This is a genomic window from Collinsella sp. zg1085, assembly GCF_018889955.1.
Taxonomy (GTDB): domain Bacteria; phylum Actinomycetota; class Coriobacteriia; order Coriobacteriales; family Coriobacteriaceae; genus Collinsella.
The window spans coordinates 918,045-942,897 of the sequence record NZ_CP076545.1; the positions used below are offsets into that span (position 1 = coordinate 918,045).

Here is a 24,853-nt window from a genome sequence, read left to right on the forward strand (position 1 = left end):
CATATGAGCGACTCAAATGAACTGATAGACTTCATCGCGTCAATGTCAGGTGAAGGCAATCTTCGTGTTGAAGAAAACCTTGGTGAAGGCTTTGTTCGTTTGCGTATTTCTGAGGCAGAGCGTCGCCAAGCTCAACACGATATCCAGCACGTTGAAGATATCGTTATTGAGATGTTACGCAACGCACGCGACGCTGGGGCTCAAGCTATATATGTTGTAAGTACCAAGGAGGGGCAGCGGCGCACGCTGCTCTTTCTTGATAATGGTAATGGTGTGCCCGAACATCTTCATGAGCGAATCTTCGATGCTCGCGTAACCTCAAAATTAGAAAGCATGAAGATGGATCGCTGGGGCGTGCATGGACGCGGCATGGCTCTGTTTTCAATTCGACAAAATACCGAACAAGCTCGCGTTGTGAACAGTATGGTTGATGGCGGCTCGGTCTTTGAAGTGCTCATTGATACCGAGCATTTGCCTGAGCGCGCTGACCAGTCAAGCTGGCCACAAGCGCATAAAGTTGATGGTGTGTGGACCTGCGCAAAAGGTCCACACAATATCATTCGCACGGTCTGTGAGTTTGCGTTAGAAGAACTGCACGCCTGTGATGTATACCTCGGCACACCAACAGAAATTGCAGCTACTTTATTTGCTCATGCAAGTTCTCACTTAGATGCAAGCCGTTTGCTTTTTATTGATGACCCACATGATCTGCCTATTATTGAACGCTTGGGTATGAGTTCTGATGCGCAGGAGTTTATCGAGATTGCTAGTAGCTTAGGCCTCACGCTTTCTGAACGAACTGCCCATCGTATTTTGGCTCAGCAAATGCCACCCTTAAAGTCAGTCTCAGCCCGTCTTTTGCGCCAGCGTGACCCAGAACAGATGCGAGAACTTGACCTACTACAAGATCGGCGGGGCTTAAAAATTGCAAAGGATGATTTAGCATCCTTCTCCCGCGCGCTTGAACGTGATTTTTTAAGTTTAGCCGAGCGATATTATCTATCGCTTAATGGTGAGCCGCGTATTCGTGTTACACGAGGAAAAATCACCGTCAGCTTTGATATTTCGCACGAGGAATAGCGCAAGCCTCATAGTTTGAACTTGCTGAATGACGTGCTATGGGGTACAGTAGCGCTATTAAAAATAGCTCAAACGCAGGAGAACCCGTGGAGTTCCTTAAGATCTCTTCTAAATCATCCCCCGCATCGGTTGCGGGCGCGATTGCCGGTATGGTCAAAGATGGCGTTCCGGTTAATATGCAATGTGTTGGTGCCGGTGCAGTTAATCAGGCAATTAAATCTATAGCCATTGCACGAGGTTTTCTTATTCCTATTGGATTTGATATCTCGTGTGCGCCTGTTTTTTCTGACATCCTTATTAACGGAGAGATGCGCACAGCTATTAAACTTGCAGTCTATGTACACAAGCTTTCTGTCTCTGGTCTTGATTCATCCCTCATATCAGATGATCAGGCTCAACAGGTAGGATAACAATGCCCCAATTAGAAATCCTTACAGGTAAAACCTATTGCATCAAAACCTTTGGATGCCAGATGAATCTACACGACTCTGAGCGTGTAAGCGGACTTTTAGATTCCTTAGGTGCTTTTGAAGCTCAAGATTTAGAGCATGCCGACATTGTGGTCTTTATGACATGTTGCGTCCGTGAAGCTGCTGATACGCGCCTCTATGGTCAGTGCAACTCGTGTAAGAGTTTACCTGCACCTCCCAGCGGCAAGCGCGTTATTGCCGTGGGAGGCTGTATTGCACAGCGCGATGGAGAGGGTCTTTTAACTAACGTTGATAATGTTGACGTTATTTTTGGTACGCACGCAATTGCTCATGTCGGTGAACTCTTGGCTGCAGCTTTTGAAAAGGGTGAACGCCAGATTCTCACCAACGAAGATGAGGAACATGGTGCAACGAGCATGCCATGGCATCGGGCAAGCAATTACCATGCATGGGTTCCTATCATGACTGGGTGCAATAATTTCTGTAGCTATTGCATTGTTCCATACGTACGTGGTCGCGAAAAGAGTCGCCCTATGGAGGAGATTCTTGACGAGGTGCGTATTTTGGCACGTAAAGGTGTGCGTGAGATTACCCTCTTGGGTCAAAACGTTAACTCGTATGGGCGTAATATATATGGCAAGCCACGCTTCGCTGAGCTGTTGAGACATGTGGGTGATACCGGAATCGAGCGCATTAGCTTCACCTCCTCGCATCCAAAGGATTTACTTCCAGAAACTATCGATGCTATGGCTGAGGTTGATGCAGTTGTTCCTCATTTGCATCTTGCTGTTCAGTCTGGATCGAGTCGCGTGTTAAAACTCATGAATCGGCGATATACCCGTGAACACTATATCGATGTAATCGATCAGGTTCGTGCACGCATACCGCGTATCGCACTTACCACGGATATCATTGTTGGTTTTCCCGGAGAAACCGAAGAGGACTTCCTTGAGACCCTCAGCCTTGCCGAGCGCGTTGCCTACTCGCAAGCCTTTACCTTTATCTATTCAAAACGTGAAGGCACACCTGCAGCCGAGATTGAAGATTCAACAACACGTGAAGAGATTCTTGACCGCTTTAACCGGCTGGTTCATGTCATTGAGCATACGGCATATGCCTACAATCAAAACTTCCTTCATGAGTGTGTTCCATCTCTCATTGAAGGCCCCTCTAAAAAGGATCCAAATAAACTCCAAGGTAAAAGCCCTTGGAATCAAACCGTTATTTGTCCGATTCCTGAGGGTCTACATGTGAAAGACTGTGTTGGCAAAATACTTGACGTTCAAGTTGATACTTCGCGAACCTTTTATCTGGCAGGTACTGCACAGGGTCTTCCTCGATGAGTCAGTTGCCGGTCATTGCCCTGTGTGGACCTACGGCTGTTGGCAAGTCAGCACTTGCTGATCGAGTTGCTGCTCACATGGGCAGCTCGGTTATCTCTGCAGATGCCATGCAAATCTATCGTGGTATGGATATTGGCACCGCAAAAACACCAATTGAGACGCGTCTTGTTCCGCTTGAAATGGTTGACATTGTTTCTCCAGGGACTGCTTATTCAGCTGCATTGTTCCAACGCGATGCTCGCGTATGTATTGAACGTGCCCTTACTGAAAAACGCGTGCCCATTCTTTGTGGTGGTACGGGCTTATATTTACGCGCAGCACTCGATGTAATGCAATTTGCACATGGCGAGCTTGAGAGTGCAACACGCTTGCGTCTTCAGGCAGAGGCGCAAGAGCTTGGTGCCCACGCACTCCATGAACGCCTAGCAGCTCTTGATCCAGCAAGTGCGGCTCTTATTCATGAACATAATGTTGTGCGTACCATTCGTGCTTTGGAGCTGTATGAGCAAGGGCTTTCATATGCGCAACAATCTCAAGGCTTCCAACAACCTCAGTCATATTATCCCACGCTCTGGTTTGCACTGACCTGTAATCGCGAAAAGCTATATGCGCGCATTGATGCACGGGTTGACGCAATGATTGAGCAGGGACTTGTTGATGAGGTTGATGTCTTGATAGGGGATGGCTATGCCCATGCCTTAACTGCACAGCAGGCAATTGGCTATAAAGAATTAATTGCGTGGCGAGAAGGACAATCTAAGCTTCATGAGGCAATTGCCCTCATTAAACAGCGTTCACGTCGCTATGCAAAGCGACAACTCTCGTGGTGTCGAAGTGATAAACGCTTTATATGGCTTGATATGGATACGCTCACCCTTGATGAGGCATGTTCTTTAATCCTCAGGCACTGGCAGGCTGCGCATGAAGCAAACTAATACCAAACTGATTGAAACCGCGTTGAAGCCTGAGCGGGCTCTTCTTATGGGTATTGAGACACCTTATGCAACTTGGCCGCTCAACCGCTCCCTTGAAGAGCTTGCGCGCCTAGCTGATACGGCAGGGGTTGAGGTAATCTCACATCTAAGTCAAAGGCTTGTTCATCCACACCCGCGCTCCTTTATTGGATCGGGCAAGCTCGAAGAACTCAAGCATAAGATTGATAGACTATCAATTGATGTTGTTATTTTTGATGATGATTTAAGCCCTGCCCAGCAATCTCATATTGAAAAGGCGCTTGGTGAGCCTGTTAAGGTAATTGATCGTACTGCCTTGATTTTAGACATATTTGGCAGACATGCTGTTACGCGGGAAGGTCGGCTGCAGGTTCAACTTGCTCAATTGCAATACTTGCTTCCACGTTTGCGCGGTATGTGGAGCCATTTAGCAAATGAACAAAGTCGTGGTGGTATTTGTTCTCGTTTTGGACAAGGTGAGAGTCAGCTTGAGATAGACCGACGCTTAGTGCGCGATAGAATTTCTGCTTTACAGCGCCAGTTAAAGGAGCTTGAGCGCCGGCGTAGGGTACAGGCTCAAAAGCGGCTTGGGTCGGATATTTTTCGAGTTGCGCTTGCGGGATATACCAACGCTGGTAAATCCAGTCTGCTAAATCGTCTTACTAATGCACAGGTTCTTGCAGAAGATAAATTGTTTGCAACACTTGATGCAACAACACGCACACTCGTATTACCGGGAAATCGTCGTATTACCATAACTGATACCGTTGGGTTTATTCAAAAGCTACCACATAAGCTCGTCGAGTCCTTCCGCTCAACTTTATCAGAAGTGTTATCGGCAGATCTTATTCTGATTGTGGTAGATGCTTCTGATGTCGATGCTGAACGACACCTCGTAGCAGTGCAATCCGTGCTCAGAGAAATTGGCGCTGATGAGCATATAAGTGTTGTGGTCTATAACAAAATAGATGCGCTCAACTCGTTAGAACGTGACCATATTACTGCTGTTCACCCTGATGCAATATCTTGCTCAGCGCTTGATGGAAGAGGTATAGATACGCTCTTAAAGCGGCTAAGTCTTGAAGCGCGCACACATGAAAAGCTCATGAGTATACGTATTCCGTATAGTAGAGCAAACTTGCTCGACCAAATACATCGTGAGGCTCATGTACTTCAAGAAGAGTATCAAGCCGAGGGGATATATGTAGTAATACGTTGCGGTAAAAAGCTCCAACATGTGCTTGAGGGTTATCAGGAAGAAGCAAAAATAATGTGAGTCATACCTATACAGACGCTAAAAATGATTGGCTGATGGAAAACATAAATCAAAAGGCTTCTTGTGCCCAGCTTAGCAAGAAATGGAAGCGGATTAAAAGTTAGAATCTCTGGGAAATGTGTCGTAAGGGGCTTTTGTAGTGCATGCCATAAAAGAGCACCTGCTCCATACATGAGACTATATGGGATAAGCGGATAATAATCACCTGAACTAAATGATGCATCGGGAAATCCAAGCCAACTAAGACCGGCTACTTCATAGTATGTATACGGAATAGGCAAACAGCAAGCAAATATAATAAGCACTACAACAAAACAAATTCCTGCTTGTTTATGACGTAAGGTTTTAATAAGGGGTGCAAGTGGCACTATGATAAGCGTGCTTGCCGCCATGCAGAACATTATGCCAAATGATATGGGTGTATCAAGAGCTGCTATGCTGGTTACAACCCAAAGAAGCAGTGACACAGCGGCATAGCGAATAGCGCGCTTAAAATTATTTCGTGAACATAGAGCCATACTGCCTGCTATAAGTAAAAAGGTCCAGCTAATACTCGCGCGCCAAACATCTTGAATATAAGGATTCTCAAAAAAGGGAAGTGAATATCCACAGATATATACCAAGTCATAGGCAGTATGAAATAGAAGCATGGAAAGCATAGTAATGCCGCGCACGCTATCAATAAGCGGAATGCGTGACCCCGCTAAAGACTCATCTGAGTGTTTGTATGCGGTTGGCAAGCGCATGGGTCAAAGCTCTCGTTTAGAGACGACGCATCAAGGCAACAACCTTGCCTAAAATTGTTGGGTTTTGCGCATAAATTGGTTCCATTGCATCATTTTCTGGTTGCAGACGCACACGCCCTTGCTCTTTATAGAACGTTTTAACAGTTGCTTCGCCATCAATGAGAGCAACAATAATTTCACCATTCATAGCACTATGCTGTTCGCGAACCACAATATAGTCACCGTTATAGATGCCTGCATTAATCATTGAACTTCCATGGACTTCCAAAATAAACGAGCTGCTATCGGTTGCAATCTCGGTAGGAAGCGTGAAGGTATCCTCAATATTTTGTTCAGCAAGAATTGGCATGCCCGCAGCAACACGACCAACCAGCGGTAGCGCCACGGTTGAGCTTCTACTGTCAAGAGGGGAGATGGCTGTAGTTGAGCTTCCATCTTGGTTAAATACCTCAAGCGCGCGCGGTTTAGAGGCATCTCGAAGAATGAGTCCATGATCTTCTAAAGCACGAAGATGCGCGTGAACGGTCGAGGGGGAAGAGAGTCCTACGGCCTGAGCCATCTCGCGCACACTTGGTGGATAACCATTTTCAAGCTGATAGCCTTTAATGTAGTCATAAATCTGTTGCTGGCGCTTGGTAATCTTGCGTGCCATGGACACTCCCTTCAACTAAGCAAACAAATGTTCTATTTTTTGTTGACTGCGAACTTTTGTTCGAGCATAATCATACACGAACATTCGTTCTTATACCAGTTATTTTTGTCCAGACGCCGAGTTATAACAGCTGTAGACAAACAATGACTGAGAGGAGCAGATATGCCATATATTCACCAAAGCCTAGGTAATCTTGCGCTAGCCCTAAACTACGAGAAACCTCAGCAGCACTTTGAGGTGTATCAAGGTGGTGTTGCGCACTCACTTCAACCATCCGGAAATACATTTCAATTGGTTTTTGATGCTCAGCACGCTCCTCAAGCAGTAGAAGATACTCAGCCATCCGCTGCGCCAAAGACACGTGTATCCCATGTTGTACTAGCTCTTCTTGTGTGTGCTTCACTTTTGTTTGCATTTGGTGCGTATGTGTATATGCAAGCAACATCAACTGCTGAGGCACGTGCAGCAATTCGCTATACAACCATTGAAGTACAGACAGGAGATTCTCTCTGGTCACTTGCTCAAAAGCATCCGGCGCGCAATATGAGTACTAACGAGCTTGTATATACTCTAATGGAGGTTAATAATTTATCAATTGCAGGGCTTACCCCCGGACAGATCTTGCAAGTTCCCGCATCGTCATAGTTTAGGCTTACTTGCGTGGTATCCTTCCTTCTATAGAGTTCTTAAAATGTTTTGGAGGATACGTGCTCTGCCCTCGTTGTAGTCATGAAAATACCCGCGTCATTGATTCACGCATGCAAGCTTCCACCAACGCTATAAAACGTCGTCGCGAGTGCCGAAAGTGCCACACACGTTTTACAACCTATGAGCGCTGTGAAGACCCGCTTGAGGTGGTTAAGTCATCTGGTGTTCGTCAGCCCTTTGACCGAACAAAACTGTTTGCAGGAATCATGCACGCAAGCTCAAAGCGTGATATTGATGTTAACCAGATTAACGCTTTAATTGATGACATTGAGCAAGAGCTCAAAAGCCATGCACGCACCACGGTAAGCTCTCATGAGATTGGCGATATGGTTCTTAAGCGCTTGGAAACACTTGATAAGGTGGCCTATATTCGTTTTGCTTCGGTGTATCGCGATTTCAAAGATATTGATGAGTTTCTTTCTGAGTTGGGAAAGCTGAGGTAGTAATGAAACCAGTAACTATATATATGCAACGCCTCGATAAACGAGCCGAGTTACCCGCTCAAGCCTATAGTGCAGATGCTGGCTTTGATTTACGCGCGCTTGATGCGCTCGAGATTAAACCCTTTGAGCGTGTGCTCGTTCCAACTGGCCTTGCTATGGCTTTGCCTGATGGATATGCAGGACTTGTGCTCCCGCGCAGTGGCATGGCATTAAAACGCGGGCTTACCATTGCAAATACCCCTGGGCTTATTGACGCACATTATCGCGGCGAGCTCAAGGTTATCTGTGTCAACATTAATCCAGACCAAGTTATTACAATTGAAGCTGGTGAGCGTATTGCTCAGCTGGTAATTCAAGAAATTCCAGCTGTCACCATTCATGAGCTTGATGAACTTGATCAAACTGACCGAGGCGCAGGCGGCTTTGGATCAAGTGGTAGCGCGTAGGCTATATGAGCTCGTTAGTACCTTAGAGCACATCGCCCTATAAAGCCTGCATACGAGCTTAGCGAACGTGTGCAGGCTTTTCACCCCAATAAAACTCAACAAAGTGAACTTCACGGTCACGTTTAATGCCAACAAGCTCCATGGTTGCTCGAACAATATCTTGTGCAGCATGGGGTTTTCTAAGAGCGCGTGCATTGGTAAGAAGCGCTTGCAGTGCTTCGGGGTTATTATGCAGACGCTCAAGGGTGCTCACCAACTCATGTGGTGTTGTTGCATGCATACTGGCACCATATGAGGTCAAAAGTGTTGTGTTTGCTTTTTCTTGTCCATATGATTTGCCAACCAACACCATAGGCAGCTCGGCGCATAAGCACTCAGTTACGGTGAGACCGCCCGATTTGAGGATTGCCAAATCGGAGCTTTGCATTAGAGTTGCCATATCATCAACGTAATCAAAAACTGATACGTTGCCAAGCTTCATACCCTTAAACAGCGCTTTGAGCTTATGGGCATATTCATAATCACGACCTGGCAGAAAAACAAAATGCATTGAATCAAGACGGCGCAAATAGGGAATTGTTTGCTCAATTGCCGCACGAAATAGCACGTAGGGCTGTGGCAAGCTAGCTCCTGCCATAATTAACACAATTTGTTTGTCCTGAGGCAGCTGAAACACATCGCGACATGCCTCACGATTAACATGCTCGGTAAAACCATGGCGCACAGGGATGCCCGTTATCCTGATACGCTCAGCCTCAACCTTGCGCGGACGAAGTGTCTCTGCCATAAACTCTGTAGCAACACAAAACAAATCAGTCTCTTTATGAGGCCACCAGCCCTCAACTTCGTAGTCAGTGGGTACACAAATTATTGGATATTCAATGCCTGTAATCATGCGCGCGCCAACAGCAACATTTGCCGCCGTAATATGCGTACAAATAACTGCTACGGGCTGTTTAGCGCGAATATATTCATTAAAGGCGGGAAACATCACCTTTGACCAACCGGTTCCGCCGCCCCAAAGAACGCGCCCAGTGAGTGTATAGCGCCATTGAATGTCATAAATAGGACGTCCAGCACCGGTAAACGATGCAGCGGTCTTGTTGCCGTCAAAGTGAATACGACCAAAATCAAGAATATCTATAACTTCAACAACGGCATTCTCAGGTACGCCATCACGACCTTTAAGATAATTCACCGCGTCAGCAATCGCATGAGCTGCAGCCTTATGACCAGAGCCCACCGAGGCATGCATAATCGTTATCAAAGGCGCTGCGGCTGATTGAGACGCTCCCGCAGGTAACAATTCTGGCATTCACAATCTCCTTGAGACACTACGTTCTTTCCATTGTATGCGTAATTGAGAAACCTATCATGTATAGAAATGGGTATGAGGTGCATATATGAACATGAATGGAGGAAAAACCATGAGTCAATCAACAACGTATGATTTAGCCATTATCGGTGGTGGTCCGGCTGGTTATGCAGGAGCCTTATATGCAGCGCGAGCCAGTCTTAAAACCTTGGTTCTTGAGCAAGGAATGCCTGGTGGTCAAATTGCCACTTCAGATGAAATTGATAACTACCCAGGTATTCCACTCATTAGTGGAGCCGAAATTGGTATGAAGATGCAAGAACATGCAGAACATGCTGGCGCTACAACAGAGTACGCCATGGTAACCAAACTTGAGCGAACCGAGAACGGGCGTTTTTTGATTCATACTGATACCAACTCTATTGAGGTACCCGCTGTTGTTGTGGCAACGGGTGCCAGTCCAAGGCCAGGTGGTTTTGTAGGGGAGGACACGTATCGCGGGCGTGGCGTATCGTATTGTGCAACCTGCGACGGCATGTTCTATCGCGGTAAAGATATTTTTGTTATTGGTGGTGGTAATACCGCGTGTGAAGAGGCCTTGTATCTTGCGCGCATAGCAAAATCCGTCACGATGGTTGTTCGCCGTGATGTATTTAGGGCACCGCGTGGAATGGTACAGCGGGTATTAGCTCAGGATAATATTAAAGTAAGGTACCAAACTAGTATTGTTGAAGTAGGGGGCGCTGGACTCCTTAACTCCATTACCTTTAAGAACAACGCAAGCGGTGAGCTCAGTGTTGAAAACTTTGATGAAGGTTCATTTGGTATTTTTGTTGCAACCGGCTATATACCACGTGCCGATTTGGTTGCTGATTTTGTAGAACGAGCAGCCGATGGTGGTGTTATAACCGATGAACTGATGAATACACAAACACCTGGCTTGTACTGCGCCGGTGACATGAGAACCAAGAGCCTGCGCCAAGTTATTACTGCAGCGGCTGACGGTGCACAGGCAGCTACAACGGCATATCATTATTTGGAAGAGCATGGTCTGCTCAACTAACATCATATTGCGTGTATATAGGTAATGTGGGCAATTAATATACGCTACATACGAGCTTCTAAGGGCGCTAGTGAAAACAAAATCACACAGCGCCCTTTATTATATGTCCCGTCATTCATATATTTACGATAATATATCTTATGTAAAGTAATGAAATTAGATAGGAACTTTTGTAAGTTAAGCTCTTACTCAAATGCTAGGGGTCAGACTCCCCTACGTGCCGCTGCACGACTCGCGAACAACCGATAGACAACATCTGCTCATTCATAATCTATAAACAATATCGCTCACGTGAAATCGACAGGCTGCATCGATAGACTATACATGTGTCATAGACAGCAAATTGATAACAGGTCAGCTTAATGCTCTGAGTTTGTATGCTGCAGGGCTCAACTTAGCGTTGTGTTTCTGATTCAAAGGCGATAATAATACCTGAGACCTCAGCATAGTATGAACATAGTCCACGACACGCACAGATATGAATTTCAGCCTCGGGCCAGATGTTTACTATCTCTTGTTTCAGCAGTAATGCGGTTGGCTCATTATTAACGTGGTCAATGTAGACAACACCACCGCCAAAATTATCATGTACAAGACAATCGATTATTTTTTTGAAGGTTTTCTTTTCACCGCGCGTGGGTCCAACTGCACGAAGGGCGCCATCTGCAGCAGTGCTTCCCAACAGACGGATATTGAGTTTTGATGCAAGCGTGCCTACAAGACGAGGTAAGCGACCTGCCTTAACGAGATTGTCAAAACTACTGAGCGAGTAATACACATGGGTTGTTTCAATAAAAGCCTCCATGTTGGAAACAATTTCATCAAAACTCAAACCTTGTGCAATATAGCTATCGAGGCGATGGATTAAAACTTCAAGCTGTGCGCCAGCGCCTTTAGAGTCAATTACATGAATGCGCTTACCGCCCTCTTGGTCTGGATGCAAAGACTCATATTCATCCATGACGATTTGCTTTGCTGTTAGAGCGCAGTCATAACTTCCTGAGGTTTTAGAACCAATGGTGACACAGATTACATTATCAGCGCTGCGCATAAGCTTTGCCCAATCTCCAGGGCTTGGACAGGCGCTTGAAGTTGACATGGCGTGCGGGCTGGTAAAGGCTGCAATAAGCTCTTGTACAGACAAATCATCAGAGTCAACATATTCAACCCCATCAACCAAAATGCTCAGTGGTGCAACACCATAGATGCAATCAGGTGATGTTGGGGTAAATGACAAAAAATTGCAACTTGAGTCTGCAGCGATACACCATGACATAAGAACACCCTTCTTCTTAAGATAGTCACAGTATAGCGCTCATTAGATAAGCTCATATTAAAAACTACATCAATTGATATAATATGCTCTATAGATACAAAGCATAAGCATGTTTAAGGTGGTAGCATGACAACACAAGCTTCAGTTATACCCATGTCAGATGTCTCTGACACCATTACTGCATCCGATTTAGCTCCACATGTACTGCCTGATAGCTTTTTAAGTTCAAGCTCGGTTCAGCAGATTTTGGATATGTCACTTCCCCGCTTTGAAGAATTGCCTGATATAGGCCTGTATCGAGAGCAAGTGGTAAGCTACATTGAATCAGCTTTAGCACCACTTTCAACGCCTGCACATGAGGCATGGATTACACCTGCCATGATTAACAACTATGTAAAGGCACAACTTGTGCAAGCTCCTACAAAAAAGCTGTATCATCGCCGTCAAATTGCCAGGTTCATTATCATTTGTCTTTTTAAGCAATTTATGCCTATTGCTGCTATTCATAAGATTTTTCGGATGCAGCAAGTGAGTTACCCCGATCATGTTGCATATAACTATGTCATTCATGAATTGAAAGCAGCGCTCACCACAGCTTTTATACCGGGTAGCGCAATACCTGCTGATAGTGCCACTATCATTACACGTGAGTCACTGCTTGTTCGCTCAGCCGTTGCAGCATTTGCATCACGCAGTTTTTTGATGACGTATTTGCAGTTTGCGGGCTACGAAGGGGCAAAATCCTCATAACGCAATGCTCAAATCAAGGACTCAAATACTATCGATATGCGAAAGCTTTTGCTGCTCACAAAAAAGGGAGCACTCAGATTAGAGCACTCCCCTTGTATGTGTCTTAAGCTAAGCTGATACAAGCATCATATACGCTCATGCAGCACATGCTTATGCGTAGTTAATTTCCATAATCTCTCGTATGCCTAAGATATAAATCTTGAGAGACTTCTTGAGCAACTCCTCAGATACTCCCTCATCATCGCCGTGCATAGGACCTACCCAATCAGGGTCTTTAATCCAAGGCATCTCCGGGCCAAAGGCTGCAGCATTCTTAAACTCACGCGCATAGGTACCTCCACCAATGGTAAAAGGCTTGCGGTCATCGCCGGTTACTTCATTGTAGACGCGAATGAGACGTTGAATCTCCTCGCCTGATGGATCGATGTAGAACGGCTCCGTATCATTATCGGTTTCATAGCTTGCACCAAATCGCTTGGCAGCAAGGGAGAGCTGCTCTTCAAATTGAGCGCGTGAGAAAGTTGTAGGATAGCGTGAGTCAACCGACTGATGCAGGCGTCCATCTTCTAGCCATGCCATGCCACCAATAATAGTGAGCTTACCAAAGAGTTCGTCCTCTGCTGCAACGCCAACACCAGCACCCGTATAGTCATCGATAAGCGTTTTTTGTAGCGTTAAGAATTGCTCCTCACCAGCGGAGACAAGGTGATTTGTTAGGAGATAATCTACCAGCATGCCAATAGCATTTTTTGTGCCAGCCGGTTGACTAGCATGTCCACCACGTCCCTTAGCTGCAATGCGAACATGCCCTGGTGCTTCCTGAGAAATAGTTAGACCCTCAGCAGCAGGCAACTTTTCTACTTCACCAGAGATGATGATATGCGCATCGGTGGGAATTGCATTGAAAGCCTCGCCTGCATGCCACTCAATAATTTTGCCATCAACAATAGGGCCTGACGTAAAGACACCTTGATAAATCCCCTTTTCACCATAACACACAGGAAACTCAGCGTCAGGGGTAAAGAGAAATGTTGGCTGGTCAAAATGCTCAAGATAATACTCAACATCTTTGAGTGAGGTTTCCTCGTTGGTACCAATAATCATACGCATGGTATAGGGAAACCTCACACCCTGTTCATGCCAAAAACGCATGGCATATAGACCAACAACAAAGGGACCTTTATCGTCAAGCGTTCCGCGCCCCATAAGATAGCCCTCACGGCGCGTCATAACATGCGGATCTTGAGTCCAACCAGGGCCGCAGGGTACGGTATCAAGATGTGCAATTTGACAGATGGTCTTCGTTGGGTCTGCTCCTGGATAATCGGCAATACCGACATAACCTTCATGGTTTTCGGCATGCATGCCAAGGCGCTTGCATAGGTCTAATCCAGCATCAAGAGCCTTGCGAGGACCCGGTCCAAAGGGCATACCAGGGCCTGCATGCTCTAAATCCTCTTGGCTTGCAATACCAACAAGCGTACCAATTTCTGAAACAATCGTTTCCCATCTAGCTTCAATCCACGCGTCAATGCGTTCAGTAAGTTCTGTGTCTACCATAGGAATTCCTTTCTCTTTCACCCTAGGCACCTTCTCTTAGCATATACATGATACGGATATATTCATGCAGTTTTAGGTAGACGTATCAAATAAGACGGGCAGCGGTTATTGAGACTCGCCAGAAGGCCAATTGAGTTGATATTACACTGTGTATCTACTGAACCTTCACAAGACTAAAGAGCTCATGGTCACCCGCAGTTTGCAATTGAATACGCGGATGTAAAAACTCTAGCTCAAGAATGCAGGCATAGCCCACGAGCTCTGCACCTAAATCTTGCACCAACTTACCGGTTGCAGCTGCCGTACCACCTGTTGCAACAAGGTCATCAACAATTAAAACTCGGTCGTCAGGGTCAATAGCATCAGCATGAATTTCAAGCGTGTCAGAACCATATTCAAGGTCATAACTTATTTGGCGCGTTTCACGAGGGAGCTTACCAGGCTTGCGTGCCGGCACAAAGCCCGCACCAAGCTCATATGCAACCGGTGTTCCGGTCATAAAACCCCGTGCTTCAGGGCCAACAACTTTAGTTACTCCTCTATCACGAAAATGATTAGCAATTTGTTGCACCAGTGAGCGCAAGCCTTCGGGGTCGGCAAACAATGGTGTAATGTCCTTAAAAATAACCCCAGGCTCTGGATAATCAGGAATATCTGCTATCAGAGAATCGATACGTGTAAGCATACTGAGTTCCTTTGATTGTGTTTCTTAGGTATGACTGCGCTTTAAGGTGCTAGACGTGCTTTTTCTAATTACTTCTGGCTTAGATGCAGAGGCTGCTGCAACTGACTTAGCAGGTGCACTACGCTTGAGATTGATTTCGAGCTCTTCATCGTTTATTTCGGCGTTCAGTGACTCAAAGACGCGATTACGAATCAGCGCGGTTCGCACTCCATCAGTGAGATCATGGAGCTTGGTAAATGCTCGCTCAAGCTTTGAGGCGCGATCTTCATCTGAGGTATCCATGCCGAGCATGCCTATGAGCACCTGTTCAAACATGGTTGATTCACGATTTGCAGCTGATACATATTGGCGCAGGTTGCGCGGCTCAATATGAAAACGTGATAGTTCAGAGGCAAAGCGAATAATCTCAAACTCGCGCCCATCAATTAACTCACGGTTTTGTGGGCTGCGGATAATACGAATCAAATCGTTATCGGCAAGGGAGCGCAAAAAAGAAATATCAACACCAAGCATATTAGGTAGGTCTTCAATGGGATGAAGCTTTTGCTTGCTCTCGCGCGGAGCGGTTTTGAGCGGCGCATCTGAGAGTAAACCCACTTCAAAGGCAAGCATAGACAAATCTTGCGCGCGCTCAAGGCGGTCTTTAATGACATTGAGCGGCATATAGCGCGTCTTTTGAAGGTGCAAAATAACCTCAAGACGGTCAACGTCATCCTTTGAATACTGGCGATAGCCTTTGGGCGTTCGATGCGGAGTAATAAGCCCTTCATCTTCAAGAAAGCGAATCTTTGAGTTTGAAAGATCTGGATAGGCTCCACGAAGAAGGTTTACAACCTGACCGATGCTAAGATAACTGCGCTCAGCCACAATTACTCCCCTACCTCAATGCGCACTGGGACACTTTCGTGGAAAATAAGCGTAAAGGTACCAATTTGGATGGACGAGCCATCATGAAGGGGTGCTGAGGTAATGATAGCACCATCTACCCATGTGCCGTTGAGGGAGCCGAGGTCTTCGATTATGAGTCCGTGCTTAGTTTTTACAATTTTTGCATGACTGCGCGAAACCGTCATATCGTTGAGAAAAATAGCGTTTGCTGGGTCACGACCAAGCGTGGTCTGCGTATCTTCAAGCGTAAACACATTACCCGATTGCGGCCCTTTGATAATGGAAAGTACCGGTGTTGTGACATGTGTACTTTTTAATAAATCAGGAGCGGTAGCATCATCGAGTGGAATTTGAAATACGCGCGTGGAATCTGCCGAATCCGTATCAGGATGTACCGTATTGAAATTAGACATACCAGCTCCTTAGCGCATGTGTTGCATATGCACTTATTCTACCGTACTTGAATCAATAATCTCAGGATTAAGATAGTCTTCTTCAGCTTCGGGATGTTTTATGGCATACCGTCCGGCCTGATAGCCGCGTATGGTATAGATACATGCGGTAAGAAGCGAAAATGGTATGCCCAAATAAACAAAGAAAATACCGAGTGGTGCTGAAGCACCGTTAATGCCAGGAAATGCTGCATATCCTGGGAAAAGGTTAGGACCTGCAATAACAGGAACACCAAGTAGCATCAAGGTAAACCCAGCCATAAAGAGGGCGGTTGCAATTTTTCCCGTAAAGGTAACGTCGATAGGTCGTGAATGATAACGACGCACAATAAGCCCACCGAAAAAGAGATACACATCGCGTCCCATAATAATCCAACAGACCCATTCAGGGAGCTCACCGCGCATAACAAGACCAAGCACGCCCGTGAAAAGCAATGCTCTATCAACGAGCGGATCCATCATCTTACCAAGCCAGCTGACCGTACGTGTCATACGAGCAAGCTGACCATCAATCCAATCAGTTGAGGCGGCGAGCGCATAAATAACTAGAGCGACGGTGCGATCAAGCTGGTTGGTGAAGAGATATAAAAACACAAAGGTAAGAATGAGACGCGAAGCAGTAATGAAGTTTGAGATCGTGAAGATCTTGTTGGAGGGGTAATCAGATGTACCGATAAGCTCCTTTTTGATCTTCTTTCGTAAACTCACAGTACCCCCTCGTGTTGTTAATACCCAAACGATTCTACCCATATTTGAAACTTCAAACTAGGATATGTTGAGGCTTATAAGAAAGTCTTTGTAATTGATGGGTTATACAAAACACCTCAATATCAAAACTCATGCTTGTGTAGTCATAGTCCCCTTATGTCGTGCAACCATGAGACACAAAGCCCGCTTAGAAAACAGCAGCTAAATAATCAAATTCAAATCTTTGAAGAAGATGCAATATAAAAAAATGGTCGGGACGACTGGATTTGAACCAGCGACCCCTTGACCCCCAGTCAAGTGCGCTACCAAGCTGCGCCACGTCCCGACATTGTTGCTCTTTGCAACGGTGAATACTTTACTCAAGAACACATAGGAGTGCAAGCAAAATCTTTATAAGCGACAAACTCAATACGGCGCTTGGTAACAATCTCTTACCTCAAAGCTGCTGGATTCTCATTATCTGTTTGCACTGTCTTTCCCTCGAAGTTCTGCCACACGCACGAGGATTTCGCGCGCCGCCTCCCGCTTTGTCATAATAGGTAACTCTTCAACGCATGCATGGCTTAGCCAAGCAATAGCTGTAGTATCACTGCCAAAACCTGAGTCTGTTCGCGAAACATCGTTTGCAACTATTGCATCACAGCCTTTGCGAGCAAGCTTCTCCCGCGCAAATTCAAGTGTATGTTCTGTTTCTGCTGCAAAGCCAATAACGGTACGTCCGGCTTTACGCGCAGACATCGTCGCTAGAATATCAACGGTTTGTCTCAATTCAAGCGATTCAAGCGGTGCATACTCTTTTTTGAGCTTCTGTGTTGCAGTGTGTACAGGTGTATAGTCTGCAACTGCCGCAGCTGAAATAAAAACCGTCGCCTGATCAAAATGAGCATCAACCGCTTCAAACATCTCTTGCGCCGATTGCACCGACACAAAATGAACGCCTGCAGGAACAGTGCAGCTACTTGGCCCTGAAACTAGTGTGACATCAGCGCCCATACTCCGCGCAACTTCGGCGAGCGCATAGCCAAATTTCCCCGATGAGCGGTTGCCAATATAGCGCACTGGATCTATTGCTTCTTGTGTGCCACCAGCACTTATTAGAATATGCTCACCCACTAGCTGCGATGACTGCGAAAGCATAGCTGCTGCCGTGAAGGCAATTTGTTCAACCGGTGCAAGTTTTCCTGTGCCTGTATCTCCACATGCTAAATATCCTGAGTCAGGCATAACAAACAAAACGCCGCGCTGCTGTAAGCGCCTGATATTATCCTGTGTTGCTGCTGCTTCCCACATACCTGTATTCATAGCAGGAGCAACAAGGATTGGTGCGCGAGTTGCAAGAAGGGTACTGCTCACTATATCGTCTGCAATGCCTGCTGCCATCTTTGCAATGCAGTTTGCAGTAGCAGGGGCTACAACAACTAAATCAGCTTCTTGAGCGAGCGAAATGTGATGAATGGGGTCAAACGGATTATCAAAGAGATTAACAGCTACCGCTTCATGCGTGAGCGCTCGAAAGGTCGTTGCACCTACAAAAGACTCAGCGTGACGCGTCATCATAACCTTAACGCGATACCCTTTTTTCTGTAGGCATCGCACCAGCTCACAAGCCTTATATGCCGCAATACCTCCAGTGACCCCAACAAGTACAGTTTGCATAGCAAGCTCTCTTAACTCTCATTGCTTTCACGAGACACAACAAGCATACGATGGCAGTAGGGGCACTCCCCTATCTCAGACCCTCGATGAAGATCCTCTACTGCTGCATCAGCGAGCTTCATGCGACAAAGAGAAGGCACACTTCCTTCAAGCAACTCAACTGCAAGTCCTGAGAACTGCTGAGACGCAGCTTGATACAGCTCCAGTAGGTCTGAGCTCAGAGAGGCTGCGAGTTTTTGATGCAATTGCTCTTCAGATTCAATCTGTAAAGTTAGCGTATCAGCATGATCACGTGCCACCTCAACCTGCGTGCGCAGAGCATGTTCTGCCTGCTGAAGCTTATCATTAAGTGCTGCCTCGCGCTCTTTTTGTATTTTGAGTTGCTCACATAGACTTGTGCGCTGGTGTTGAATTTTATCAAGCTGCTTAGCAAGTAAAGATAGCTTTACTTCAAGGTCTTGAACCGCTCGATAATCCAGCCCACTTGCTTCTCGTTGGGCATCATACACCGCCTGATTGCACGTAGTCTCTTGCTCATCAAGCTCGGCAAGTGAAGTCTCGATGTCTTTACGCTCGGCAAAGCATTGTGTTGTTTCAGCCTTGAGGCGCTTATAGAGATGGCGAAGCTGAGCCACCATTTTAAGTTCTGGCAGCTCGGCTAAGGTTTTTTTAGCACGGATACGAGCAAGATCAGATGCTTGTAAATCGAGTAAGGTTTGTCCCATGCTCATGCTCAAACTCCTTGATAGGTCCACCATTGTTTGGAACCTTGTATTGTAACGACTGGAATATCCTCCACTATGCTCAGCGCCATATCTTGTAGGATATTCACGAACGGCATCTCAGAACAATCATGTCCGAGCAATATGGCATCAATTCCGCGATAGTGTAAATCTTGTAAAACATGATAGCTCGCCTCACCGGTAATAATTAGCTCAGCAGGAGTAGCAGCAAGCATATCTTCTAAGTGCCCTAAAGAACCACCCATATACGCAATATGCGTGATACTGCGCTCAGGATTGCCCCATACACGCGGTTCGGTCTGAAATACCTGAGCTGTGTGAGCTGTTAGCTCAGCAATGCTTATAGGGGTGGTTTGCGCGAGTGTGCCAAAACCATTACGACCAGGATCTAGGGGAAACTCTAAGGATGAAATGGCCTCAAGCCCCAAGAGCCCTGCCATACGCTCTCGCACCTCACGAGAGCGGTCAAGATTGGTATGAAGCGATATGACACTTATCCCCAACTGAACAGCCATACAGAGTGCACTTCCAGCAGAGGACGCATGTCGGCATTGAGGAACAAATTGGGTAGGCGTATCAATATAGAGTGGATGATGCGTTAGCAACACATTAGCATGCTGCGCTGCCGCTGCCTGAATTGTTTCCAAGCACGCATCGAGCGCTATCGCGATACCACATACCTCATCGTCCGGGTGTCCAACAATCATACCAACACGGTCCCACACCTCAGCATCAACACGGGGAACATGCTGCAACAATTCTTGTTCAAGCTGCGAAACGTTCATCAGCGACTCACTATATCTTGTAGGGTACGAACAAAGACTTGCAAATCCTGCATGGAAACACGGTCATCGAAGGAAATGCGCAAGACGCCCTCAGATAGGTGTTTAGGCACCTGCATAGCGCGCAAAACGTGACTTGTTTCCGAGCTCGTAGCCGTGCATGCAGAGCCGGCAGATACGGCAAAACCTGCCTCATCAAGTTGCAAGATAAGGTCTTCGGACAAAGCCTGCTCAACCGTGACAGACACAATACCAGGCACCCTATCCATGTGCGCTATGTTTGGAACCGTGGCATCAATCCCAGGTATCAACATCAATTCATCATAGAGCCAATCTGAGATTTTCAATAGACGAGAATAATCTTGGCTCAAACTGTGATGAACGCTGCACGCCGCTGCACAAAAAGCAGTTATCGTGCGCACATCTTGTGTACCCGAGCGAAGTCCCGCCTCTTGGCTTCCACGAGCAAGTAAAGGTTTAAGCGGTGTTTTTGCCTTGAGATACAGCGCACCGCTCGCGACTGGCCCTCCAATTTTGTGGCCAGCAACGCTGAGTGCATCAACACCAAGTTCAAAAACATCAAAAGGATGATGAAGCCACCCTTGAATAGCATCACAAAACATGAGCGCACCTGACTCATGAGCAATGCGCGCCAGCTCAGCAATAGGCTGTACGATGCCGGTTTCGTTATTAGCATACATACATGCAACAAGTGCAAGCCTTTGGTTTGCAAGACGTGTCAGCATATCAGCGGATACCCTGCCATCACGTCCTGCCGAAAGCATGCTTACTTCAAAACCAAGTTCTTTCAAAAGTGGAACACAATGCAATACCGAGTCGTGTTCAAGCGCTGAGATAACAACATGGTTCCGCACAGCGTTTCGCTCACGTATAGCACGAGCAAGTCCAAATATAGCAAGACTGTTTGCTTCAGTTCCGCCACTGGTAAAGATGAGCTCACGAGCTTGAACGCGCGCACCAAAACATGTTGCAAGCTCTCGCTTTGAGCGCTCAAGCTTACGAGCTGCAGCTCTTCCCAAGCTATGCAAGGCATGTGGATTAGCACCGGCATAATCAGCTTGGTCATAGCGTGCTTGAGCAGCAATCGCTTCAGGTCTCAGCGGCGTTGACGCCGCAAAATCTAGGTTGATGAGATGCCTTGTGCTCATGCACAAACCCCTTGATAGGCACGTGAGCCCAACTCACGCAGCCGAACAATCTCAGCCGCGGGATCGCTCGATGAAAAGACCGCAGACCCAGCAACTAGCACATTTGCCCCAGCGCGCGCTACCTCTTCGGCATTTGCAGCAGATATGCCACCATCCACCTCAATCAGGGGAGCAACGTTATGAGCTTGACAAAGTGATTTGAGAGAGCGAATCTTTGAAAGGGTATTGGGAATAAAGCTTTGACCGCCAAAACCAGGATTGACACTCATCAACAAAACAATATCAAGGTCTTCGATAATATCTTCAAGCAATAAGACTGGTGTTGCTGGATTTAGAACAACACCAGCTCTCACACCGCGCTTCTTGAGATGCTGAATAGTGCGATTAAGGTGAACCGAAGCCTCAAGATGAATTGTAATAATGTCTGCCCCTGCATCAACATACCAATCAGCCATGGTATCAGGGTCAGATACCATCATGTGTACATCAACCGGAATATCAGATACACGTTTTACCGCACGCAACACATCAGGTCCAAAGGTAAGGTTCTTTGTAAAATGACCATCCATCGTATCAAAATGAATGAGGTCTGCGGTATGAATACGCTCAAGATCACGTGCGAGATACGCCATATCAGCAGACAAAATAGAGGGCGCTATAAGAACGGAAGAATGAGACATATAAACTCCTATGCAATTCCATAAAACTCAGAGGTGGGCAAACGTTCAAGTAGCTGAGCGAGGGCATCTTCGGGTGAGCCATCATTTATAAGAATATCGTGCAAGGCAAAGGTGAGCGGCGCGTCTACGTCCAACTGCTTTGCAAGTTCAGACACACTTATCGCCGCTGCTGCCCCTTCAACAACCATATGACGCTTAGCCTGATACGCTTCAAGGCTCGTGCCTTGTGCAAATGCAACGCCAAACATACGATTGCGCGAATGCTCAGAGGTGCACGTCGCAACAAGATCGCCCATGCCCGCAAGTCCCATGCAGGTCATAGCTTCTCCCCCACGCGCACAACTAAGGCGCGTAATTTCGGCTAGTCCGCGCGTCATTATGAGTGCCAAAGTATTATCACCAAGACCACTACCAGCAGCGATACCGCAGATAATCGCAATAACATTTTTAGCAGCCGCGCACATTTCAACACCTATGACATCATGACTAACATAGACGCGAAACTGAGGAGAGATGAGCGCGTTTCGAAAAAAGTATGCAATATCATCATGTTCAGCGGCAATCACGGCAGCAGAAAGTGAACCCAAACAAACCTCTTCTGCATGATTAGGACCAGAAAGCACTGCAATACGTTCATGATTTCCGAGCTCTTCAGCAATGACTTCTGTCATTAAGAGTCCACTTTTCTGTTCAATCCCCTTTGTCAGACACAGAATCGGACAGGTCGAAGGAATCCAAGCCTGAGCTGCATGCAGCGTAGCGCGAAGATGTATTGAGGGAACCGCTATAATAACGCCATCAGCATCAACAAGCGCATTTTCAAGTGAGGCATGGGCACTAATATTGAGCGGCAGCTCGTAGGTAGAAAGATAGCTTGGATTTTTATGAAACTCATTGATACCAGCAGCAACCTCTGCCTCATGCGCCCATAAACTGACAGTATCGGCATGTCCTGCCGCGAGTCCAGCTACAGCCGTGCCCCATGATCCCGCTCCAATAATACTTAGCTTCACGATTTTGCTCCCTTATCTGTAAAGGAATGGACACCAATCCGCGCTTCGCGATGCTGACTCAATCGCACGATATTACTGCGATGAGCCCACACAACACTCACGGATAACAGTATCCATATAGCACGCGCTTCAAGTGGCATATCAGGAAAGAAGATGCTGAGGCTCAAGGGAAGACAAACGGCCGTTACGATAGAACCAAGCGATACAAAGCGGCTCACCAAAACAAGCACAGCAAAGATTCCGAGATGTATAAGTGCCAGTGGCCACCAAAAGCCAAATAATATGCCAACACCCGTAGCAATGCCTTTGCCTCCCCGAAAACCCAAATAGGGGGAGAAAATATGCCCAAACAACGTAGCCAGTGCTACTGCTGCAAGCATAATATGAACATCATGAGAGGAAACGGGTAGCAGCGTTAAGAGCCAACGTGCACATATGATGCAAAGGCTTCCTTTAACAAGGTCACCGATAAGCGTCAATACAGCAACAACAGGTCCAGCAACACGCAAGGCGTTCGTGGTGCCAATGTTTCCCGAGCCAGCACTCCGAATATCGCCTGCACCAAAAAGCTTTCCAAGTAAGACCCCAAACGGGATGCCCCCAATAAAGTAGCTGACTATCATGAGTGCAATACAAGCAATCCAGGGTTGTTCAAGCAGCATGTTTTGCATAGATGCCCTTTAAGAATCGCGCTTGTTACTATCGTGCTTTTTACGAAAATGAAGGCGGATAGGAGTTCCCGCCAGAGGAAAGCTCTCACGCAGACGGTTTTCAACATAACGGCGATAACTGTCGCTCACCAAATCGGTATGGTTAACAAAAAAGGCAAAGGTTGGTGGATTAATAGCAACTTGTGTGGCGTAGTGCATCTTTAGACGGCGTTTGCCATCAACTATGGTGTGCCCAAACTCACGGAGATTGAGCAAGAACTGGTTAAGTTTTGCGGTTGTAGTGCGCGAAGCTCGGGCAGCGGCGGCGTCATCGATGAGTGCCCAGATTTTCTCGATGGAGCGTCCTGTTAATGCCGAGACACGAAGTATTGATGCCCAGGGTGCCAACGTTAAGCGGCGCTCAACCGTTTCCATGACCTCATCGCGTGCACGGTCGTCGTGAAGGAGGTCCCATTTATTGAGTAGTACCACCAAGGCGCAACCACGCTCAATGGCCAAGTTGGCAACCTTTTGGTCTTGCTCGGTAACACCAGTTGTTGCATCAACCACTAAAAGCGCAACGTCCGCTCTATCAATTGAGCGCAAGCCGCGTACCATAGAGTAATACTCGATGTTTTCATATACCGTACTCTTTTTACGAATACCTGCAGTATCAACCAGTTTATATGTCGTATTTCCACGCTCAACGATAGTGTCGATAGCATCGCGCGTGGTGCCTGCAATGTCAGAGACGATTGAGCGCTCAGAGCCAATAATTTTGTTAAAAAGTGAGGACTTACCCGCATTAGGGCGACCAATGATTGCAATCGACAATATATCAGATGCCGTCTCTTGCTCCTGGTCGGTCTGCTCATTGGGCAACAGAGCCACAATCTCATCAAGCAAATCGCCTGTTCCGTGTCCATGCAGCGCAGAAACAGCACGTGGCTCACCTATGCCAAGCGAATAAAACTCCCACAGGCGCTCCTCTTCCCTATCAGGGTTATCCAGTTTGTTAACGAGCAAGAATATGGGAATATCAGCGCGCTTGAGCATGCGAGCAACCGTCTCGTCCTCCTCAGTCACACCCACCGAGCCATCAACCACAAAAAGAATGACGTGCGCCTCATTACATGCCGCGAGTGCCTGATCGCGAATAGCATCCGAGAATACATCATCACTTTTAAGCGGCTCGATGCCACCAGTATCAACCAGCGCAAAAGTGCGGCCATTCCAATCGGCCTCGTGATAAGAGCGGTCGCGCGTGACACCACGGCTCTCATGAACAATTGCATCACGTGTTTGAGCAATACGGTTTACAAGAGTCGATTTGCCCACGTTGGGACGACCGACAATAGCTACAATGGGTTTCACAGCCAGAACTC

27 protein-coding genes and 1 tRNA gene are annotated in these 24,853 nt (G+C 46.8%); 10 read left to right on the top strand and 18 right to left on the bottom strand.

Going from position 1 to position 24,853, the window contains the following annotated elements; translation table 11 throughout:
- The first annotated feature begins 3 nt into the window (after window positions 1-3).
- The 5 genes from KPC83_RS03835 to hflX all read left to right on the top strand — a co-directional run bounded on the left by KPC83_RS03835 (window position 4) and on the right by hflX (window position 5,083).
- Window positions 4-1,080, top strand: coding sequence for an ATP-binding protein (locus KPC83_RS03835; RefSeq protein ID WP_216277963.1), 1,077 nt, complete (start codon window positions 4-6; stop codon window positions 1,078-1,080).
- Between the two features lie 86 nt (window positions 1,081-1,166).
- Window positions 1,167-1,490 carry a stage V sporulation protein S gene (locus KPC83_RS03840; RefSeq protein WP_216277964.1) on the top strand — a complete coding sequence of 108 codons (324 nt, stop codon included), beginning with the start codon at window positions 1,167-1,169 and terminating at the stop codon, window positions 1,488-1,490.
- Window positions 1,491-1,492: 2 nt separating this feature from the next.
- On the top strand, window positions 1,493-2,854 hold the full coding sequence (gene miaB / locus KPC83_RS03845) for a tRNA (N6-isopentenyl adenosine(37)-C2)-methylthiotransferase MiaB (RefSeq protein WP_216277965.1): 1,362 nt from the start codon (window positions 1,493-1,495) through the stop codon (window positions 2,852-2,854).
- Entirely contained in the window at window positions 2,851-3,789 is a 939-nt protein-coding gene (gene miaA / locus KPC83_RS03850; RefSeq protein WP_216277966.1) for a tRNA (adenosine(37)-N6)-dimethylallyltransferase MiaA, read from the top strand. Before miaB ends, miaA begins: the two co-directional genes overlap by 4 nt.
- Complete coding sequence (hflX, locus tag KPC83_RS03855; RefSeq protein ID WP_216277967.1) at window positions 3,776-5,083, top strand: GTPase HflX; 1,308 nt, start codon at window positions 3,776-3,778, stop codon at window positions 5,081-5,083. The genes miaA and hflX overlap by 14 nt, the downstream gene beginning before the upstream one ends.
- Here hflX and KPC83_RS03860 read toward each other — a convergent pair.
- Both KPC83_RS03860 and lexA read right to left on the bottom strand, forming a co-directional pair.
- On the bottom strand, window positions 5,059-5,829 hold the full coding sequence (locus KPC83_RS03860) for a heparan-alpha-glucosaminide N-acetyltransferase (protein ID WP_216277968.1): 771 nt from the start codon (window positions 5,827-5,829) through the stop codon (window positions 5,059-5,061). The two genes, hflX and KPC83_RS03860, sit on opposite strands and share 25 nt — an antisense overlap.
- A gap of 16 nt (window positions 5,830-5,845) precedes the next feature.
- Window positions 5,846-6,481 carry a transcriptional repressor LexA gene (gene lexA, locus KPC83_RS03865; RefSeq protein ID WP_216277969.1) on the bottom strand — a complete coding sequence of 212 codons (636 nt, stop codon included), beginning with the start codon at window positions 6,479-6,481 and terminating at the stop codon, window positions 5,846-5,848.
- Window positions 6,482-6,643: 162 nt separating this feature from the next.
- Between lexA and KPC83_RS03870 the strand changes: the two genes are divergently transcribed.
- The 3 genes from KPC83_RS03870 (at window position 6,644) to dut (ending at window position 8,078) form a co-directional block, all read left to right on the top strand.
- Window positions 6,644-7,126 carry a LysM peptidoglycan-binding domain-containing protein gene (locus tag KPC83_RS03870; protein ID WP_216277970.1) on the top strand — a complete coding sequence of 161 codons (483 nt, stop codon included), beginning with the start codon at window positions 6,644-6,646 and terminating at the stop codon, window positions 7,124-7,126.
- Between the two features lie 62 nt (window positions 7,127-7,188).
- On the top strand, window positions 7,189-7,632 hold the full coding sequence (gene nrdR, locus KPC83_RS03875; protein WP_216277971.1) for a transcriptional regulator NrdR: 444 nt from the start codon (window positions 7,189-7,191) through the stop codon (window positions 7,630-7,632).
- A gap of 2 nt (window positions 7,633-7,634) precedes the next feature.
- The gene (gene dut, locus KPC83_RS03880; RefSeq protein ID WP_216277972.1) at window positions 7,635-8,078 is read left to right on the top strand and encodes a dUTP diphosphatase; all 444 of its coding nucleotides are present in this window, start codon (window positions 7,635-7,637) and stop codon (window positions 8,076-8,078) included.
- 58 nt (window positions 8,079-8,136) lie between these two features.
- Here the strand turns inward: dut and KPC83_RS03885 are convergent, their stop codons facing one another.
- Entirely contained in the window at window positions 8,137-9,393 is a 1,257-nt protein-coding gene (locus KPC83_RS03885) for a glycosyltransferase (protein WP_216277973.1), read from the bottom strand.
- Window positions 9,394-9,481: 88 nt separating this feature from the next.
- Here KPC83_RS03885 and KPC83_RS03890 point away from each other — a divergent pair, with 88 nt between their 5' ends.
- Window positions 9,482-10,456 (top strand): NAD(P)/FAD-dependent oxidoreductase, encoded by a 975-nt coding sequence (locus KPC83_RS03890; RefSeq protein ID WP_253200860.1) that lies wholly within the window; start codon window positions 9,482-9,484, stop codon window positions 10,454-10,456.
- 394 nt (window positions 10,457-10,850) lie between these two features.
- On the opposite strand, the gene KPC83_RS03895 is transcribed toward KPC83_RS03890, so the two are convergent.
- A complete protein-coding gene (locus KPC83_RS03895) occupies window positions 10,851-11,732 on the bottom strand; it encodes a DegV family protein (RefSeq protein ID WP_216277974.1) in 882 nt (293 codons plus the stop codon).
- 126 nt (window positions 11,733-11,858) lie between these two features.
- Between KPC83_RS03895 and KPC83_RS03900 the strand changes: the two genes are divergently transcribed.
- A complete protein-coding gene (locus KPC83_RS03900; protein ID WP_216277975.1) occupies window positions 11,859-12,482 on the top strand; it encodes a DUF1836 domain-containing protein in 624 nt (207 codons plus the stop codon).
- A gap of 150 nt (window positions 12,483-12,632) precedes the next feature.
- Here the strand turns inward: KPC83_RS03900 and KPC83_RS03905 are convergent, their stop codons facing one another.
- The 14 genes from KPC83_RS03905 to der all read right to left on the bottom strand — a co-directional run bounded on the left by KPC83_RS03905 (window position 12,633) and on the right by der (window position 24,842).
- Entirely contained in the window at window positions 12,633-14,063 is a 1,431-nt protein-coding gene (locus KPC83_RS03905; RefSeq protein ID WP_253200861.1) for a Sapep family Mn(2+)-dependent dipeptidase, read from the bottom strand.
- A gap of 133 nt (window positions 14,064-14,196) precedes the next feature.
- Entirely contained in the window at window positions 14,197-14,727 is a 531-nt protein-coding gene (locus KPC83_RS03910; protein ID WP_216277976.1) for an adenine phosphoribosyltransferase, read from the bottom strand.
- A 24-nt stretch (window positions 14,728-14,751) separates the two neighbouring features.
- Window positions 14,752-15,594 carry a MerR family transcriptional regulator gene (locus tag KPC83_RS03915; RefSeq protein ID WP_216277977.1) on the bottom strand — a complete coding sequence of 281 codons (843 nt, stop codon included), beginning with the start codon at window positions 15,592-15,594 and terminating at the stop codon, window positions 14,752-14,754.
- Window positions 15,595-15,596: 2 nt separating this feature from the next.
- Window positions 15,597-16,028 carry an FHA domain-containing protein gene (locus KPC83_RS03920; protein ID WP_216277978.1) on the bottom strand — a complete coding sequence of 144 codons (432 nt, stop codon included), beginning with the start codon at window positions 16,026-16,028 and terminating at the stop codon, window positions 15,597-15,599.
- Window positions 16,029-16,061: 33 nt separating this feature from the next.
- A complete protein-coding gene (locus tag KPC83_RS03925) occupies window positions 16,062-16,775 on the bottom strand; it encodes a CDP-alcohol phosphatidyltransferase family protein (RefSeq protein WP_216277979.1) in 714 nt (237 codons plus the stop codon).
- A gap of 248 nt (window positions 16,776-17,023) precedes the next feature.
- Window positions 17,024-17,100: transfer RNA gene (locus KPC83_RS03930), tRNA-Pro, on the bottom strand.
- A 131-nt stretch (window positions 17,101-17,231) separates the two neighbouring features.
- Window positions 17,232-18,431: a bifunctional phosphopantothenoylcysteine decarboxylase/phosphopantothenate--cysteine ligase CoaBC gene (gene coaBC, locus KPC83_RS03935; protein WP_216277980.1), complete on the bottom strand. Its 1,200-nt coding sequence runs from the start codon at window positions 18,429-18,431 to the stop codon at window positions 17,232-17,234.
- Window positions 18,432-18,442: 11 nt separating this feature from the next.
- On the bottom strand, window positions 18,443-19,162 hold the full coding sequence (locus tag KPC83_RS03940) for a zinc ribbon domain-containing protein (protein WP_216277981.1): 720 nt from the start codon (window positions 19,160-19,162) through the stop codon (window positions 18,443-18,445).
- A gap of 2 nt (window positions 19,163-19,164) precedes the next feature.
- Window positions 19,165-19,959, bottom strand: a complete 795-nt coding sequence (locus tag KPC83_RS03945; RefSeq protein WP_216277982.1) for a Nif3-like dinuclear metal center hexameric protein — start codon at window positions 19,957-19,959, stop codon at window positions 19,165-19,167.
- Window positions 19,959-21,125 (bottom strand): cysteine desulfurase family protein, encoded by a 1,167-nt coding sequence (locus KPC83_RS03950; RefSeq protein ID WP_216277983.1) that lies wholly within the window; start codon window positions 21,123-21,125, stop codon window positions 19,959-19,961. Before KPC83_RS03950 ends, KPC83_RS03945 begins: the two co-directional genes overlap by 1 nt.
- On the bottom strand, window positions 21,122-21,805 hold the full coding sequence (rpe, locus tag KPC83_RS03955; protein WP_216277984.1) for a ribulose-phosphate 3-epimerase: 684 nt from the start codon (window positions 21,803-21,805) through the stop codon (window positions 21,122-21,124). Before rpe ends, KPC83_RS03950 begins: the two co-directional genes overlap by 4 nt.
- Before the next feature lie 8 nt (window positions 21,806-21,813).
- Window positions 21,814-22,818 carry an NAD(P)H-dependent glycerol-3-phosphate dehydrogenase gene (locus KPC83_RS03960; protein ID WP_216277985.1) on the bottom strand — a complete coding sequence of 335 codons (1,005 nt, stop codon included), beginning with the start codon at window positions 22,816-22,818 and terminating at the stop codon, window positions 21,814-21,816.
- Window positions 22,815-23,489, bottom strand: a complete 675-nt coding sequence (plsY, locus tag KPC83_RS03965; RefSeq protein WP_253200862.1) for a glycerol-3-phosphate 1-O-acyltransferase PlsY — start codon at window positions 23,487-23,489, stop codon at window positions 22,815-22,817. Before plsY ends, KPC83_RS03960 begins: the two co-directional genes overlap by 4 nt.
- A gap of 9 nt (window positions 23,490-23,498) precedes the next feature.
- Complete coding sequence (der, locus tag KPC83_RS03970; protein WP_216277986.1) at window positions 23,499-24,842, bottom strand: ribosome biogenesis GTPase Der; 1,344 nt, start codon at window positions 24,840-24,842, stop codon at window positions 23,499-23,501.
- Window positions 24,843-24,853 lie beyond the last annotated feature (11 nt).